Origin of the sequence: Winogradskyella sp. A2, from assembly GCF_046762865.1 — a bacterium.
GTDB lineage: Bacteria > Bacteroidota > Bacteroidia > Flavobacteriales > Flavobacteriaceae > Winogradskyella.
In genome coordinates this window covers 311,935-330,019 of sequence record NZ_JBKQXM010000001.1, presented here as the reverse complement: position 1 = coordinate 330,019, position 18,085 = coordinate 311,935, and the positions used below count along the sequence as shown (strand labels likewise).

At 32.8% G+C, this 18,085-nt stretch carries 10 protein-coding genes; all 10 read right to left on the bottom strand.

What is annotated here, in order from left to right; translation table 11 throughout:
* Complete coding sequence (locus tag ACFWV9_RS01375; protein WP_411893439.1) at positions 1-1,164, bottom strand: MFS transporter; 1,164 nt, start codon at positions 1,162-1,164, stop codon at positions 1-3.
* Positions 1,165-1,174: 10 nt separating this feature from the next.
* Positions 1,175-3,034, bottom strand: a complete 1,860-nt coding sequence (locus ACFWV9_RS01370; RefSeq protein WP_411893438.1) for a trehalase family glycosidase — start codon at positions 3,032-3,034, stop codon at positions 1,175-1,177.
* Positions 3,000-4,250, bottom strand: coding sequence for an MFS transporter (locus ACFWV9_RS01365; protein WP_411893437.1), 1,251 nt, complete (start codon positions 4,248-4,250; stop codon positions 3,000-3,002). Before ACFWV9_RS01365 ends, ACFWV9_RS01370 begins: the two co-directional genes overlap by 35 nt.
* 13 nt (positions 4,251-4,263) lie before the next feature.
* Positions 4,264-5,592, bottom strand: a complete 1,329-nt coding sequence (locus ACFWV9_RS01360; RefSeq protein ID WP_411893436.1) for an MFS transporter — start codon at positions 5,590-5,592, stop codon at positions 4,264-4,266.
* A 118-nt stretch (positions 5,593-5,710) separates the two neighbouring features.
* Positions 5,711-6,343, bottom strand: coding sequence for a hypothetical protein (locus tag ACFWV9_RS01355; protein ID WP_411893435.1), 633 nt, complete (start codon positions 6,341-6,343; stop codon positions 5,711-5,713).
* A 5-nt stretch (positions 6,344-6,348) separates the two neighbouring features.
* A complete protein-coding gene (locus ACFWV9_RS01350; protein WP_411893434.1) occupies positions 6,349-7,686 on the bottom strand; it encodes a vanadium-dependent haloperoxidase in 1,338 nt (445 codons plus the stop codon).
* A 16-nt stretch (positions 7,687-7,702) separates the two neighbouring features.
* Positions 7,703-10,927 (bottom strand): VCBS repeat-containing protein, encoded by a 3,225-nt coding sequence (locus ACFWV9_RS01345; protein ID WP_411893433.1) that lies wholly within the window; start codon positions 10,925-10,927, stop codon positions 7,703-7,705.
* A 1-nt stretch (position 10,928) separates the two neighbouring features.
* A complete protein-coding gene (locus ACFWV9_RS01340; protein ID WP_411893432.1) occupies positions 10,929-14,213 on the bottom strand; it encodes an FG-GAP-like repeat-containing protein in 3,285 nt (1,094 codons plus the stop codon).
* A 2-nt stretch (positions 14,214-14,215) separates the two neighbouring features.
* Positions 14,216-14,785, bottom strand: coding sequence for a hypothetical protein (locus tag ACFWV9_RS01335; protein ID WP_411893431.1), 570 nt, complete (start codon positions 14,783-14,785; stop codon positions 14,216-14,218).
* Positions 14,766-17,999, bottom strand: coding sequence for a VCBS repeat-containing protein (locus ACFWV9_RS01330; RefSeq protein ID WP_411893430.1), 3,234 nt, complete (start codon positions 17,997-17,999; stop codon positions 14,766-14,768). The genes ACFWV9_RS01335 and ACFWV9_RS01330 overlap by 20 nt, the downstream gene beginning before the upstream one ends.
* Between the last annotated feature and the right edge of the window lie 86 nt (positions 18,000-18,085).

Sequence of the window (18,085 nt, the reverse complement as noted above, 5' to 3'; positions counted from 1 at the left end):
TTACCTAGCTTTTAATTTAAAGATAGAAATCAATAAGGCTATTATGGTTATAATCAATAAAAATACGAAGCTCATTTTAAGTGTAAAACTATCTGAAATGTAACCTAGAATTATAGGACCCAACAAGAATCCTAAAAACCCAACACCTGTTACAAAGGATATGCTCTTCGAAGCTGCGATACCTTTTGTTTTGCCAGCCATTCGTATCAATTCTGGTATAATGACCGAAAGCCCTAAACCAATAATACCAAATCCCAAAAGACTTAAAAGCAATCCACTTGAAAGTACTAATAAATAACCTAATGACGCCATTAAACAACCAAGGAAGACTATTTTAGCAGATCCTATTTTTGCACTAATTCCGTCACCAAAAAAACGGCCAATTGTCATCATGATTGAAAAAATAGTAAAACCAAAGCCAGCATAATTTTCTGAAGACACCTCAACAACATCAATTAAATATATAGAGCTCCAATGCTCTATTGCACCTTCATTACCCATAGTAACCATAGCTAAAAATGCTAGTATAAATAATGGTTTAAAAATCTTTATAGGTAGCTGTCCTTTTTCTTTTTTTACCTCTTCTTCTGATTCCTTAATTCTTACATATTGATGCGATAAAATAAGATTGGTAACAATCACTATAATGGTCATGATTACAACATGATAAAAGGGAATTTTAAACACACTCATTAAACCAGTACCGACCAAAGCACCTATAGCTCCTCCTAAGCTAAAAAAACCATGTGCTGCTGACATAATATTTACCCGATCTCTTTTCTCCATTTCAGAAACCAGAGTGTTCATTGCAATATCTGTTAGCCCTGAAAAAATACCAACAATAAATAATGATGCACATAAGGTTTCATAAGAAGGCGCAATTAAAGGGCCTATAAAGGCTATGCTAAAAATGCAAACGCCCACAATTGTAGACCTACCTAAACCAAACTTCTTTGTTATAATTGGTACTATTGGTATAAAAAACAGCAGACCGAGTGCCAAACAAAATAAGGCAAAACCAATTTCAGAATCCGTAAGTTGTAAACTCTCTTTTACTCTTGGAATGTATAACACCCATGTACCTATCATTATATTCAATGAACTAAAAACCCAAACCACAGAGAAGTATCGCCAGTTGGATAAAATTAGTCGTAATGAATACATGTACTAGGTTTTAGGAATTAAAAAGAGTTTCTGGTTCTTCGAGTTGATTCAATTGGTCAATTAAAGATTCATCTAATAATTGAAGTCCATATTGATACGACGCATTCATCCATCCAAAACCTTCTTGAGTTATATATTCAAAATCTGTCCCTACATTACCATATTCTGCAAACACCTTATGAGTAGCTTCTACAACATCATATTTCTCTGGGATAGTACCATTATAATCCACTGCATTGCGAGTAATCATAAACAACCATCGGTAAACTAATTCTTGTAGTTCATCTTGAAATCCATAGTTTTTTAATCCGCCCCATATGAGCATTTGATGAGGTGCCCAACCATTAGGGTAATCCCACTGTCTTTGCATAGCGCCATCTGGTAGTTTAACATTCATTGATCTTGATGTCCCAGCAATACCACCTTTTTCTTTTAATTGTTGCATTAAAGTTGCTACAATTTTATATGCCTCTCTTGCATCAACTAAACCAGCCCAAAGTGGAAAATAATTTGAAGCACTTTCAAAAAAGGTCTGCTTTTCTTTCTTAAAATCGTAATCAAAATATTGACTATGCTCTTCATTCCACATTAATTCATGCATACGTTCAGCGCGTGCATGCATAACTTGAAACCAATAGGTACTATGATATCCGTTAAACTCACCATCGAAATGCAATTCTATCAAATGCGCAAAATCAGATTCATATTTATACAATAGGCTATTTAGAGCTACCGTATTTAAATCTGCACAAACATCATCGAGTCTCCAAGACGTATCATGACCAGATTCTCTCAAACTTCTATCATGAATAAAATAGCGATCTAGTTCTTCATTCTTAATTGAACCATCTTGATACTTTTTTGTAAAATCTCTTGTAGATACCCCTTCATTTTCTGCATACTTTTTCAATTCTGCATCAAAATGTCCTTCCTCACATTCAGGAGGAATTCCAATTCCTTCTGCCCTATAGCGATTGAGTCCGTTGGCTGTAAGTCGATTGCCCTCAACCATCCAAACAGATTCATATTCTTTTATTGCAGTTTTCAAGTGGCTCGCCAACCAATCTTTATCTTTTGTAACCTCAAATACTTCGGAAATAAGGCTACTATAAAAAGGAGGTTGGGTTCGTGTTAAATAATAGCTTCTGTTTGCATTGAGGATTTTACCATAATGTTCAATTTGATATTGAAAATTATCAGCCATAGCTTTTGCCAAATACACCTTACCATCACATATTAAACCAACAGCTTCAAAATAACTGTCCCAACCATACATTTCATTAAATCTGCCACCTGGCACAACAAAAGGCACACCTTTTACCTCATCATTTTCCACCTCTAGTTTTAAACTTAAAATACCTGGCTGATCATTTATTGATTTAACATAAACAGGTGAAATTTCAGCTGGAAGTTTAACTGCTTTTATTGGCAGTTTTGTTTCTAAACCTTTATAATAATCAAAAGCCAAATCATCTGTATGTGGAACATAGACCGGGAGAATATCCGCTGTTAATGCATCATTTTTAGTATCAGAAATTAGTGCTTCAATACCAGATTTATCCATGCGTCTTGTTAAACCATTCCAATAGTAATCCCTAATCATTCTGGTGACTCTATTGACAGGAAGTTCAACAATTTTATCCAGTCCAATTGATGCATGAGTTTGATTATCATTTTTAGCTATAACTAATTCCTGCAATAAATTGGATAAATGATAAGTCCCTTTTACCATATATCTTTCTCCATCCGTTGATACAATACTAAAAGACTTTGGGCCTTTGTCTTCAATTGTTATTTTTTTATCACCATCAGTATCTTCTAGAAGAAGAAGTTTGTCAATGGTGTCCTGAGGAGTTAAATGAAACTTCATTACCATTTGATTTTGCTAGTTTATTTAATCGTATTAATGAAAATAAAATTATTGCCATAGGAATTAATGATAAATAGAATACTTTATCACCACCAAACTTGTCAAACATATAACCAATAATTAGTGATCCCGAAGTACCTCCAATAGCTGAGAAAAAAACGATAATTCCCGCAAGTGGACTATGCTGATCTTTTTCAACAGCCGATAAAACAGATGAATTTACAAGTGGATATAAAGGAGCTAAAAACAGACCAATCATTGGAAACAAGAATGACACTAACGGCAAATCTGCAAATTCACTTACTTTGATTTCTCCCAAATTTTGAGCCATAGGTAATACAATTAAAACCAAAACAGCTGCTAAGATCAATCCGGTAATAGCTATATAAATCCATTTTACATATTTAACTATAATTCCCGTTATAAACCTGCCTACTGCATATGACATCATTAAAATTACAGCCATTTGAGTTGCTAGTTTAGGGACTAAATTCAATGTCTCCTTATTAAAAGTTGGTAACCAGGTCATAATGCCCTGCTCTGTCATTACATAGAAAAAAGCAAAAATAGCAAAGGTCCAAATTACTGGGTTTAGGAGAAGTTTAAACATGGTATTCAAATCTTCTTTTAAGCTTTTTCCACTTTTTTCAACTTCAATATCAAATTTCGAGAACAAGATTATAAAAAATGATATGGCGATTATAACGGACATTAAGAGGTAGCCTCTTAACCAGGCATTTTCATCATGTTCATCAAAGAATAGTGGAAATACAATGTACATAAAGATTATACCAATCATAAATACCGTTTCCACCAGACTCATAAAACGACTATGACCTTTCTTAGAATCTGTGACAAATCCTATTAAGGCGTATACAGCAACTTTGACGACTGCAAAGCTCATCCCAACTGTTGCAAATAATATCTTAACTGCCCAAAAGGAATTACCAAAATACATGCCTATACAACCTAAAAAAACAACAGCTAAACTTATTAGCATACCATTTTTATATCCAATTTTCGGTAAAAAAGAACCGATTACAAAAGATACAATAGCAATTGAAAGATCTTTGAAAGGTTCTAGAATAGCGGCATCTTCCTTGAGTACATCATATACTTCTTGTGAACGCTCAACAAGAATGCCAACACTATTAAGCAAAGCTGCAAAAACAAAGTAGATAAGGAATAACGAAATTTTTATACCTAAATTTTTCATGTTTCAATTTTTATTATTCTTCACTTACCTCTATCTCATCAACTGCTGTCTTGGGTTCATTTAGACGCATTGCCAAAACTGCTGCAATAACAAAGAACACACCAGCGAACATGATAGCATTTGTTGCAACACCACCTAATAAATATTTATAGATTGGCCCAAATGATAAAGTTTGAATTCCCATTGGTATTACAATCATCATATTAAGTATTCCCATGTAAACACCACGCCTTTCTTGAGATACTACTTTAGAAACCATAGTGTAAGGTATTCCCATCATAGCTGCCCAACCAACACCAAATAAAACCATAGGTACTAATACTAAATTAGGATCTTGGATATTAGGAATTGAGAACAAAGCGATTGCCGTACCAACTAAACTTAATGCATAAACTTTTTTACCACCAAACTTCATAGTCAATGGCACTAATGCCAATGCCACAAGCATAGTCACTACATTATAAGTGGTATTCATTTTTGCAGCCTGTGCTGCCGCTTCAGAAGTTGAATAATTTAAGGTTTGCCTAAATAATGGCGTTATAAATTGCCAATAAATGAATAAGGCATACCATTGAAATAAATAGACACCTGCAATCTTCCACATAAATTTTGGCATATCTTTAATTGCAGCAATAATTTCATTAAATGGTTCTTTTACTCGGTTTGCAAAACCAAGACTTTTAATGTGATTAATCTCGGCTAGTTCTTTTTCCGTAGGCGGAATTTCAGGTGTTTTAAGAACCGACCATAAAATTGTGGTTATCGAGAGTATACCACCTATATAAAATGAATAGTACAACCATTGCGGTATTTTACCAGCAACTTCGATATCTCCACCAAACCAATTTTGAAATAAAATGATGGACCCATTTGCTAATAGTATACCAGCACCAACAAATAAACTTTGCATTTGATATCCAAGACTAAGTTGTTTCTCAGGCAATTTATCTCCAACAAATGCACGGTAAGGCTCCATTGCCATATTATTGCCAACATCTAATAGCCATAACAATCCAACAGCAAACCATAAAATTGGACTATTGGGAAACGCAAATAAACAAAGACTACCTATTAATGCTCCAATAAGAAAGTATGGTTTACGTCTTCCCCAACGTGGTGACCATGTTTTGTCTGACATAGCTCCAATAATTGGCTGTACAATTAAACCTGTTACGGGACCTGCAATATTTAAAATAGGCAGCATATCCTCTGGAGCACCGAGATATAAAAAAATTGGATTTATTGCTGTTTGTTGTAATCCAAAACTATACTGAATGCCGAGAAACCCAACATTCATATTAAAGATTTGCCAAAAGGACAATCTTGGTTTGGTTAGTTTCATATTGTTGTTATTAGTTAGTTTCTTTTTAAAAATATTACCAAAATGAACTGAAGGCACTAACGCATTCACTGTATTCTGTAAGCAGCAAGACTAATCTTTATTACTCAGTTATAATAAACTAATCTATAATGTCATTTTTTACAGTCATGTCAGCATATTTCCTATGCTCACTGATAATATTATGTTCTATTTCTAGAACCTTTTCATTAAAATCACCCATTATATCTCTCGCACGTTTTTCTCTATTCAATTTTGTGTCTATGAATGAATTTTCAATAAAAACTTTAAAAGTAGGCGCTCTAAGGAGCATGGTGTAGGTTCCTTCTACTACACAAAAATCATAACAATTCGAATCAATTGCTTCAGTACCGATAGAATTATTATCATAATGTACCAAAGGCTTTTCTATTTCGCCTTTATCGCTAATAAAGGCGTTTATATGATTATCTAAAAGTTTCAAATTAACTTCAGATGGACCTACATTAACTATATCTTCAAGTCTTTGGTTATGATTATCTTTTGGTGGCAGAAAGAAATAATCATCACCATGAAAAAGAAAACCTTTTAACCCTAGTTTATTTTCAATATCAACGAATAATGCGTAGGCCAAGGATGTTTTACCTGATCCTGATTCACCACCAACAGCAATACAAATTCGCTTTTTAGATAAAAATTGTGGTTTTAATTTTTCAATTATTTCGTTGTTAGTTTTTTGAAAACTGGAATGATATGTAAGCTTATCACCTATCATATCATTTATTCAAACTTCATTTTAATATTGTTTACTATAAAATTCCCCACATTTCTTCCTTGAATTAATCCTTCATCTATTGCAGCTCTATAGTGAATTCCACCATATAATCTACTTACAGCTGCTTCTTCGGCCGCAAGGTTAAACGATTTAAATGAACGAACAGGAAGTCCAAAAGGAACTTCGGTATCGTCATCAAAAGCAAAATTATCTCCAAAAATTGCCGTAAGTGCAGTGGATGCTGCTCCTGATACTACCGAATGACCACTGGTATATTCAGGGAACGGTGGTGTTTGCAATATTGGTAACCAATCTGGATCTAAATGTTGATTGATAAGTGTTTCTGGTCTTATAAGGTTACTTCTGTATTTTTCATCCCAACAACTAATAAAAGCATCAGCTATTGCTATGGACGTTTTTGTGTAAGCATTAACTGTTTGAGCAACATCAGCATTTGTATTTCTGGAAGCTATCTTCACAATTCCAATCCAGTGTGCGCCTGGAGAAATTTTCTTTGTTGCAAACATAAAATGACCTCTAGTCACAGACACAAAAGGATTACAATCCCAGAATTGAGCAATTTCAATCTCTTCAGAATCATCACCTTTTTCAGTAATCTCCATACTCACATCATAAACTTCCATAAGTTCTTCATAAAACTTAGATCCTTTCTCTAATGAAAATTCTGGATGTTTATTTGGCTTAAACTGTGCTGCAGAGTCTAATACGAATGTTCTTATTTTATTCCAATGAGGCTCAATACCGTCCATATAAGAAGGTGGTGTTGGTTGCCATCTTGATGGATCGTCTGTATCTACGGTAAACTTAGGCATCGTCCTAGTTTGATTGTAGTTGTCCTTATCCATCCACTGTTTCACATGTTTTACAACCTCAAATGCGTAAATTTTTGCTGTTTTGAATTCAGATTCGTTCTTCGACTCCCAGTCTGCATATAAACTATCTTGCAAAACTTCCATTTTTTCTTCTGAAAAAATTAAACTTTTACTTAATTCCATATGGGCAATAATTGCTGATAATTCTAGGTTTATATTCTTAGAATCATCTGCTAAAGGTATTGCTGATAGCTCTTTAATCTTGCCCTCTAAAGATTCCATTTCTTGAGTTTGCTGGGCCAATATTTCATATGCCGCAATATTTGGGTATACAAAAACTCTACTCGCAACTGGTGGTGAAAATATATCATGGATTTGAATATCCATCACTTTGTCTACTGATGCATGAAACACTTCAGGCGTTATTTCAATAGGCTCAGCAGGTTTACTACAACTTGATAATGCAAATACAATACTAAAAATGTATATATAATGCTTAAATCTCTTCATTTCTCAATTCTTCTTTTTATTGGCTTGTCGTATAGGACTTACCATTATTCGTAACAATTAAATATTCCTTTTCTTTTAGTTTAATAATTCTTCTTCCTCTAATACCTCTTGGCAAATTAAGGTTTTCATAGGTCATATTATCTATATCGCTAAAGTTAAGTATTCCTCCAGAATTTGAGGATGCTTCACCCAATTCTGTTACGTACCCATTATGGTTACCTGTAAATACCAGATTATCACCATCAATTAAAATATTCTCTAAGGTACTTAATTGTGCTTGTTTTGGTAATGGAACTGACGAAAAAGTACTACCATCATTTAAATACACCATAGATCTTAACTCGTAAATGTATTTAATATTTATGATTGCGTCTTCTGGTTTATCAGTTAAATCACTAATGCTGGACACGTTGGCAAACGAATTGTAATCTGTATATTTTTTTCTCAGATAAGGCATTTGTTCTACCAATTTATCTTTAGACGCAAACGGAACATAAGTACCGAAGAAATCATAAAATATGAGTTGATCTAATTTTTCGTTTTCATCAAAATCATCTAAATACATTTTTACCGGCTTATCTTCTGAAGCTTTCCACTTAAAATTCAATCCAACATTGCCACCAATTATATCGAGGTTACCATCCTTGTTCAGATCAGATATTTCAATAGTATTCCACATACCATTGGTGTTTCCAAGACCATAGTCTTTGGTCTTATCAATAAACTTACCATCTTTGGTGAATGACATCACGGTAATTGGCATCCAATCTCCTGCAAGAATCAATTCCACTAAACCGTCATTATTTAAATCTGCCCATTTAGAATCTGTTATCATTCCAAAGCGTGCCTTCGCATAGATTTCAAAAACATTATTTCCTTTATTTTTTAGAATGTAACTATGAGGTGACAATCCATAGGCTCCAGGTACAGATCTATTACCAATAAATAAATCTACCAAACCGTCATTATCAAAGTCATGACTAGACACTGATCCTCCATTAGTACTAATCAACTTAGATTTTAGTTTTGAAAAATTACCTTTACCATCATTTAGATACACCCTGTCTTCTAATAAAGGGTGGCCAGTACTATAATCATTTCCACCACTTAAGGCATAGATATCAAGATCATTATCATTATCAATATCTATAGCAATAGCATCAGTATCTTCGTATTTAGAGTCAGTATTAAAAACTTCAGTTGTACTTTTTTCATAATCACCAGCTTCATTCATATAAAACAATACTGGTTTTTGATTTCGCGCTCCTCCAATAAATAAATCATTAAGGCCATCGCCATTAAAGTCTGCGTGTACTACAGAAGGCCCTTCTCTAGATAAATTCTCTGGCGCCAATGCATCTTGTTCATAGTCTAGGAATACATTCTCAAAGTGTCTGAATGCAAATTCTTCATATTTAGTTTCCATTGACGATTCATATTTATACGATTTCGTATTTTCTTTCTGTACAGTTACTTTAGAATTAATAGCTACAGATGTATTGATCGTTTCAGTTCCGTTTAACCAAACAACTTTAAGAGAGTCAATTTTAGAAGTTTCACCTAATCCAAAATGAATGTCAGTTGTTGAACTTGACAAATATCCTTTCACAGAAATTTGCTCTTTGAAATAAACCTCATCACCAGCATAAACAAATACTTTTGTACCGTTTGTATTAATGCCATTATTGGCATTAAAAAGCTTAACGGTTAAAAAATTATTCTCACTTGTATTTTCTAAAAGTGTAACATTCTCATTAATATTATTTACCACAATATCTAAATCGCCATCATTATCTAAATCTGAATATGCCGCACCATTTGAATAGGTTCCTTTATTGTCAGAATCTACAATTGATGGTTCAAAAACAAGGTTGCTTTTATTGGTTAGTAACTTGTTTGGCAAATTTACAGTTGGCATAAGATCGATGAGTTTTAACTCAACACTATCTTGATTGGTTTCGTTATAATTTGCAAATTCTACAGTACTTAAATACTTTATATAATCGAGATCGTTGGGTCTTTTATAAATACCATTGGTAACAAAAATGTCATTTAGACCATCATTATTATAATCTAAAAGTAATGGTGACCAACTCCAGTCGGTGGCATGTGTTTCTGTAATTAATGCCGCATCTACAAAATAATTCCCTTGATTTAACTGCAAATGATTCCGAGCATACTGTTGCTGAAAACCAAATGAATTTTTTATTTGATTAATTTTATCTGTATCCTCACCTCCGGATTTTAAAAATATCTCAGAATCATAAGGCATCATATCAAGGCTGAAAATATCTAATTTCCCATTATTGTTTACATCAGCAATATCAACTCCCATGGTAAATCTAGTTGTATGGTTGAAATAATCTGTACTAGATTCTTTAAAGGTTTTGTCACCATTATTGATATATAAGTAATCATTTTCGTGAAAATCATTACCAACATAAATATCCATATAACCATCGTTATTGACATCTGAAGTTGCCAAAGCCAATCCATATCCTAACGCACTGCTGTATATATTTGCTTCTTCAGTGACGTCAATAAATTTTATTTCTCCATTAACATTGGTGTTTTCAAATAAAAGGTCGCCTGATAACTCATCCTTAGTAGTTCTTGTTTTTGAGTTAGCATAAGAATATACGGTGTGAATGGAATGATTCATTAAATACATATCCATATCACCATCATTGTCATAATCAAAAAAGGATGCTTGGGTTGAAAATCCTGAAAAGTTAATACCGTATTTTTCTGCCTGTTCTTCGAATGTGTTATTACCTCTATTTATATAAAGTTCATTAGATGATTTAAGTGTTTTGTAATCACCCACTTTACATACATAGATATCTAGTAGACCATCGCTGTTGACATCACTCATTGTAACTCCTGTTGACCAAGAGCTATTTTGGCTAATACCAGCCTCTTCTGATATATCCTTAAACTTTAAGTTACCTAAATTAAGGAAGAGTTTATCTGGTTTTTGATTAGCGGTTAGGTAAACATCGTCTAATCCGTCATTATTGATATCGCCTAAGGCAACACCTCCTCCATTATAATAGTAGAGAAACTCAATAATATTAAGATCTCCTGTATCTGTTAAATCATTAGAAAAAAACAAACCTGAATCTGCAGAAGTAATGTTATTAAAGGGTGCCTTATCACTAATATCATTAATACCACCTTCTCCTTTTTCATTTGCACAGGCAAATATTAACAGTAATATTAAACCAATCTTCTTTTTCATATTAAAACTTATATACCTCTAGAGCATCATTATTCTTGGCAATAAAAATTCTATTTCCTAGTATTTCTATGTCTCTTATTTCACCGTTAATTTTAATTCCCTTACCAGTTGTATGGTTTCTAAATTCGTTATTACCCAAGTTTTCTAAGTAGTTTCCATAAGATGCGTCATATCTACCAAACTCTGGCATTACGCCATTAAGGTTTCCGCCTAGTAGCAGGTCTAAATCGCCATCTTTATCAAAATCCGCTGTGGCTATCGCATATATTGGCGAAAACTGAACTTCCTTGGGTAAGTCCTTAACCTCAAAGTTAAATTCTCCATTATTTACCAACAGTATTGTTCTTAAATTATTGGCTTCGATTACCGTACTTGTATTTAACTGTGATTCTGTAAATATATCATTGATGTCTGCATCCTTAAATGACTCATAATCTGGATATTTTTTACTTAAAAACTTTAATTGATCAACTAGGCTATGCCTTAATGCATATGGATATTGCCTACCATTTTCGGCTGTAAAGGTTAGAATAGGATCTACATAACTGTTGCCATCAAAATCGTTAGCATAAAGTTTTATTGGATTATCAGCTGAAGCTCTAAACCTACTATTTAGACCATGATTACCAACTATTAAATCATCATCACCATCACCATCTATATCAGCTTTTTCAATGGTATTATACCAACCTCTTAAATTTGATAATTTATTATTTTCTATTTCTTTAAATGACCCATCTGTATTCTTAAATACTCTAATACCCATAAATTCACCAACAACAATCAAGTCTTGTGAGCTGTTATTATCAATATCAATAAATTGGGCGTCAGTTATCATACCTAAGGTCAAGAATTCTGAAGCCAAGTCTGCTGATTTTTCAGAAAAGATACCATTACCATCATTTATCAATAAATAACCTGAAGCAGGATCTCCATATTTCTTAGGGATAGAACGTTCACCAACAAATAAATCTAAATCATTATCATTATCCACATCAGCCACAGTTACGGTACTACTGCTATGATAACCGTTTACCGTAGGTAATATTTGTTGAGAGACGGTAAAGTTACCTTTACCATCGTTTATATAAAGTTTGTCTAAATAGTTAGGGCTAAATTTTGAAAATTCTATACCTCCACTACAAACATAAAGATCTAAGTCACCATCACCGTCTGCATCAAAAAATACACTTTCTCCATCCTCTGAAACTTTATTGGTATTAAATATTGAATTATTTCCTTCAACAAAATGATTATTTCTATTTATAAATAACTTGCCAGAATTACCTTTAGAACCACCAATGAAAACATCTTCATTGCCATCACCATTTACGTCACCAAATGCCATTTTTGGACCTTCAGTACTTCTCATAAATGGTAACAGTCGCTCTACATTGAAGTCCACATAGTTATTTTCCTTATGTGTATAGTTGATGGTAGAATTATCTTCAAAAAACAGTTGCTCTTTCTCATCTATTGGCTTTTCAGACGCATCTTTAGCATCTTTTTCATCCAATGTTATGGTTTTATCAACTTCCGCTACTGATAACTTTGTCACTTTACCAGAAGGCCAGTTAACCGTTAAAGTTAAGTTGTCTGTTTCTTTAAATCCAAAATTTGGTCGCTTGTCCATTGAAGATTGAAATCCTCTAACAGGTTGTTGCTCCAAATAATAAGTATTTGCATCACTTGACAGCTTTAATTTAGACCCAATGGCATCTTTATTTAATCCCTCACCATTTAAAATTACCTTTAAGTAATGACTATCTGAATCTTTCAACTGATTGTCATAGACAAATAATGGCATATTTACATTGTTGACTACAACATCTAAATCACCATCATTATCTAAATCTCCATAAGCTGATCCATTAGAGAAACCCTCTGTATCAAGACCGTTTTTCGTACGCTCAAATTTTAAATCTCCTGTGTTAATGTATGAATGATTCTTTACCTTGTTTGAAGGTATGATATCAATTAACTTTTTATAATTGACTTGATTATCCTTTATTATTGACTCTATGACCTCCTGATTAGAAATGTATTTTAAATAATCTTGATTTGTTAAATCCTGATAGATACCATTTGCAATAAACAGGTCTTTCAAACCATCATTATTCATATCAAAGAACAATGCACCCCAACTCCAGTCTGAAGCTTCAACTCCACTGAAACGACCAACTTCTGTAAATGTAAGGTCGCTATTGTTTAGCTGTAACATGTTACGCGTGAATTGATGGTAGTAATCATTTTTTACGTTGTATTGATATTTGTTCCAATCTTCGAAAGTGGTTACGGTTTTTAAACGATCGTATTCACTAGGCAACATTTCAGTAATAAAAATGTCATTATAACCATCGTTATTAATATCAGCCGTATCAGCACCCATTGATGCACCACTAATAGAATTTATAGATGACGTAAGGCATTCTTTAAAAGTTCCATCTTGATTATTGATGTACAAATAGTCTCTTTCAAAAAAATCATTAGATACATATATATCTTGCCAACCATCATTATTCATATCTCCAACCGTAACACCCAATCCAAAGCCAATAACACTTCCATAAATACCAGCTTTTTCACTAACATCTACAAAAAGGCCGTCTCTGTTTTCAAATAATTTATCACCTCCAAGTACATCTCTTTTTGGGCGTTCATTCTTAGTAAGGTTGAAACTACCAATCGCCTGATAAGAATTATTCAGAAGATACACATCTAAATCTCCATCATTATCATAATCGAAAAAAGAGGCATGTGTTGAAAACCCTTTGTCGTCAAGACCTAATTCATTCGCTTTTTCAGTAAATGTTAGGTCACCATTATTAATAAAAAATTCATTTTGTTTATTATCGCCTTTTACATCACCAGAATTGCATACATATATATCTAAATACCCATCAGCATTAATATCAACCATTGAAACTCCTGTAGACCAAGCTTTTTTACCTCCAATTTTTGCTTTTTCTGAAATATCTTCAAACTTAAAATCTCCTTTGTTTAAATAGAGCTTGTTTTGGTTAAGATTAGAGGTTAGATAAATGTCTTGTAAGCCATCATTATTTACATCACCAATTGCTACACCACCACCGTTGTAAAAATTTCGGTATTTATATACATTAAAGTCGTCTGTTGACACTAAATCGTTGCTGAAGTTAATCCCAGTTGTCTCTGCATCAAGTAATTTAAATTGAGGTGAATTGTCTTCTGATAGACTTTCTATATTGTCTTCATTACATGACATCACCAGCAATAAAACGAAAATAAAATACGTATACTTTTTCATTTCTATTTGCTTAATTGATTATACCTGTACTCCATATCTTCTATCACAACTGAAACATCCTTATTAGATTCTACCTTTAATCTAATTTGTCTATTCCCATCAACCTTTACCAAAACGTCTTTAACAATAAGGAAATCATTTCCTGGATACCATTTTAGTAAGGTGTCCTTAACTTTAGGCAATAATTTATCCGCAGACAAATCTTTATTCCAAGGTGCCCAAGCTACATGAGAAAATTTAACATCCATTGCAATTATCTCGTCCTTAGGATTGAACTTTGCATAAAAAAGCATTCTTATTTTACCTTTAACATCGGTTGAATCCTTCGGATTCAATATAGCCTGTACATAATTATTACTTGGTCCATGAGTAAATATTTTCTTCCTATTGTATTCCCAACATGCATTATAAAATTCTGTCTTTGACTGACCGAATTTAAAACTGTAGAATATTGAATCATTTCTTACACCACTTGCTAATTCATCTTCTACTAGGTTTGTGTATTCTGATTGGCACGCTACTAAAAAAATAATTGAAAAAAGTAATGCTGTTTTACAAACTCTTATTCTCATTCTTTATGTTTTTTTCTTCTACTTTAAAAAATTGTAAACTATCATTATTTATTGATGTAATCAATACTATTTCATCATTTATGTTTTCAATTTGAAAATCTCTTATTTGGCCATCAATATTAAGTGAAACCACATCACTATATTCATTGTTTTGCCCTCCGTATAACAACCATCCTTTTGAAGCGTCATCTATACCAAATTGAGGTTTAATAAGGTATTGATTGCCACCAAAAAGAACATCTAAATACCCATCACTATCGACATCCACGGTTTCAATTGCAGACACGTTAGAGTACTGGATTTCGCTTGGTAAATTTTGACTAACAAAGGTCTTATTTTTATTTAAAAAAATAGCTGTATTTAGCATTTTAATATCTAAAATTTTTGACTTTTTCAGCTGTTCATTTGTGAAAATGGTTTCAATCGTAGCATTTGAATAATCCTTATAATATAGTAGCTTTTGTTTTAGACTTGCCAGTTGGGTAACTAACTCGTCTCTATCCACAATAGGATAGTATTTACCATCTTGTTTTTGACATATGATTTGTTCCGTTGTGCCATTATTATCAAAATCCGATAAGTACATTCGCATACCTGAATTGTAGAATGAATTTTTCCCTTTATTACCTGCAATAATATCTAGATTACCATCATTATCCAGGTCCTTAACCTCTATGGTTTTCCATAGACCAGAAGTGTCTGATAGTCCAAATTTTTCTGTTTCATTAACCAATTCTCCATTTTTATTGATGAAAATAGATATAGGCATCCATTCACCAGCAACAACTAAATCCTTAATACTGTCATTATTAATATCTGCCCAATGAGAATCTGTAATTAAGCCAATATCCTTAAGCTCTGTTGGTTGCTGAAAATCAAAATTATTATTTCCTGAATTTTGCAAAATATAACCTGAAGTTGGTATACCATAAGTATCTACTTTAAAGCGTTCGCCAATAAATAAATCGATATCGTTATCATTATCATAATCATAGGCAGAAACCGTAGAAGTGCTTATTGCAAATGGAAACTTTAAGGACTCCATACTGAGTTTAAAATTATTTTGACCATCATTTATATATAATCTGTCATTTAATGCAAAATCAAATTTTGAGAACGATTTTCCACCACTAGTAACATATAAATCTAAGTCACCATCATTATCGCTATCAAAAAATACAGCATCGGTGTCTTCAGACCTTATACTAAGATTAAAGGGCTCAGTAATTTCAATATAATCACCATCACCTTGAGAAAGAAATAATCGGCCCGATTGTCCTTTAGCTCCACCTACATAAAAGTCTACTATTTTGTCTTTGTTAATATCAGCGGTGGCAATTTTAGGACCTTCATTATTACACATTTCAGGTAACAATTGTTCTTTATTAAAATCTACCGTATTATTTTCCTCATGCTTAAACCTGAAAATATCTTCAATCGCAGTAAATGCACTTTCACCTACTTTAATATCCTTAGATTCCAAAAATGAATCTTCATCACTTTGATTAAAAACGTAGGTATTGTTAACTTCAATGTTGTATTTTTTTGTTCTCAAACCATTAGGCCATGTGATAAAAAGACTATCCACTGTATCCGAAGTATTTGTACCCAATAGCATTTTATATGATATTGAACTTTGGAAGCCTCTAGAGGGAAAATTTTCAAGACTACCATATTTATTCTGTCCGTAATAAATCTCAACTTTTGCACCAACTGCAAATGTGTTTTTGCCAACACCTTTCAATTCAATGGATATACTTTTATTAGTTAAAGTATCAGTTGTGTTTTCATAAATAAATGCTGGCATGTTTACATTATTGATAACTAAATCTAAATCACCATCATTGTCTATATCGCCATATGCACTACCGTTACTGAAGCTGGGTGTTTCAAATCCCCAATTTGAGGTCATCTCATCAAACTCAAAATCACCTTTATTCTTAAAAACCGCATTGGGCACAGCCTGAGAAGGCATCATATCAACTAATTTGTTCATAATTTCTCCTTCAGACTTAATCATATCCCTAATCTTATCTTCATTTGCCATATATATCAAATAGTCTCTATCTAACAGATCCTTGTAAATTCCATTACTTATAAAGATATCTTTCAGTCCATCATTATCTGCATCAAATAGCAAAGAAGCCCAACTCCACTCTGAAGCTGCTACATTAGAGAGCCTGCTAATTTCAAAAAAACTTTTGCCTCCCATATTACGATGAAGGGCATTTCTTGAAAATTGTTGATGATAGCCTTTGCTTTTGGCCATATCATATTTATTCCACGACTCAAATATGGTCTTTGTTCGCTGTCTTTCAATGGTTCTTGGTAACATTTCTGTTACCATAATATCTGAAAATGAGTCGTTATTTAAATCAGCGGCATCAGCTCCCATGGAACCCATTGAAATAGAGCCGAATTGTTGAGTTAGAGTTTCATTAAATGTACCGTCTTGATTATTTATATATAAATAATCACGTTCAAAAAAGTCATTAGAAATGAATATATCTGGCCAAGTATCGTTGTTATAATCACTTACTGTTATACCCAATCCAAAACCTATGGCACTGGAATATATATTAGATTCTTCCGTTACGTCTACAAAAACGTTATTATCGTTACGTAATAACTTATTTCCAGATTCAGTTGGTACATTTCTTTGGTCTTTCACAAAATCAAAATTTCCAACTGCCTTTATAGAATTATTCAATAAATAACAATCTAAATCTCCGTCCTTATCATAGTCAAAAAAATTCGCTTGAACGCTGAGTCCAACTATATCAAGTCCATATTCTTTAGACCGTTCGGTAAATGTTAAATCTCCGTTATTGATAAATAACTCATTATGCCTATTACTAATCTCACTAGGTGGCCCAGCTTTACAAACATAAATATCTAATAAACCATCACTATTTATATCTATAAATGACACACCAGATGACCAAACATTCTCGCTTGATACACCTGCTTTTGATGTTATATCTTCAAATTTCCAGTTACCCTTATTTAAATATAACTGATTGTCTACCAAATTACCCGTGAAGAATATATCTAATAATCCGTCATTATTAATGTCACCTAGAGCAACACCACCACCATTAAAAAAGTTTCTATACGTATAAGGATTTAATGCCTCGTTATATTCTAAAGCATTATTAAATATAACACCAGTAGAGGTGCTTTTTTTTAATTGAAATAAGGTAGGAAATTCCATTTTATCAGAGTTACAGGAGAATATTGTAACACTAACAAATAGGATAATAAACAAGTTTTTCATTTAAGCACTAAAAAATATTATAA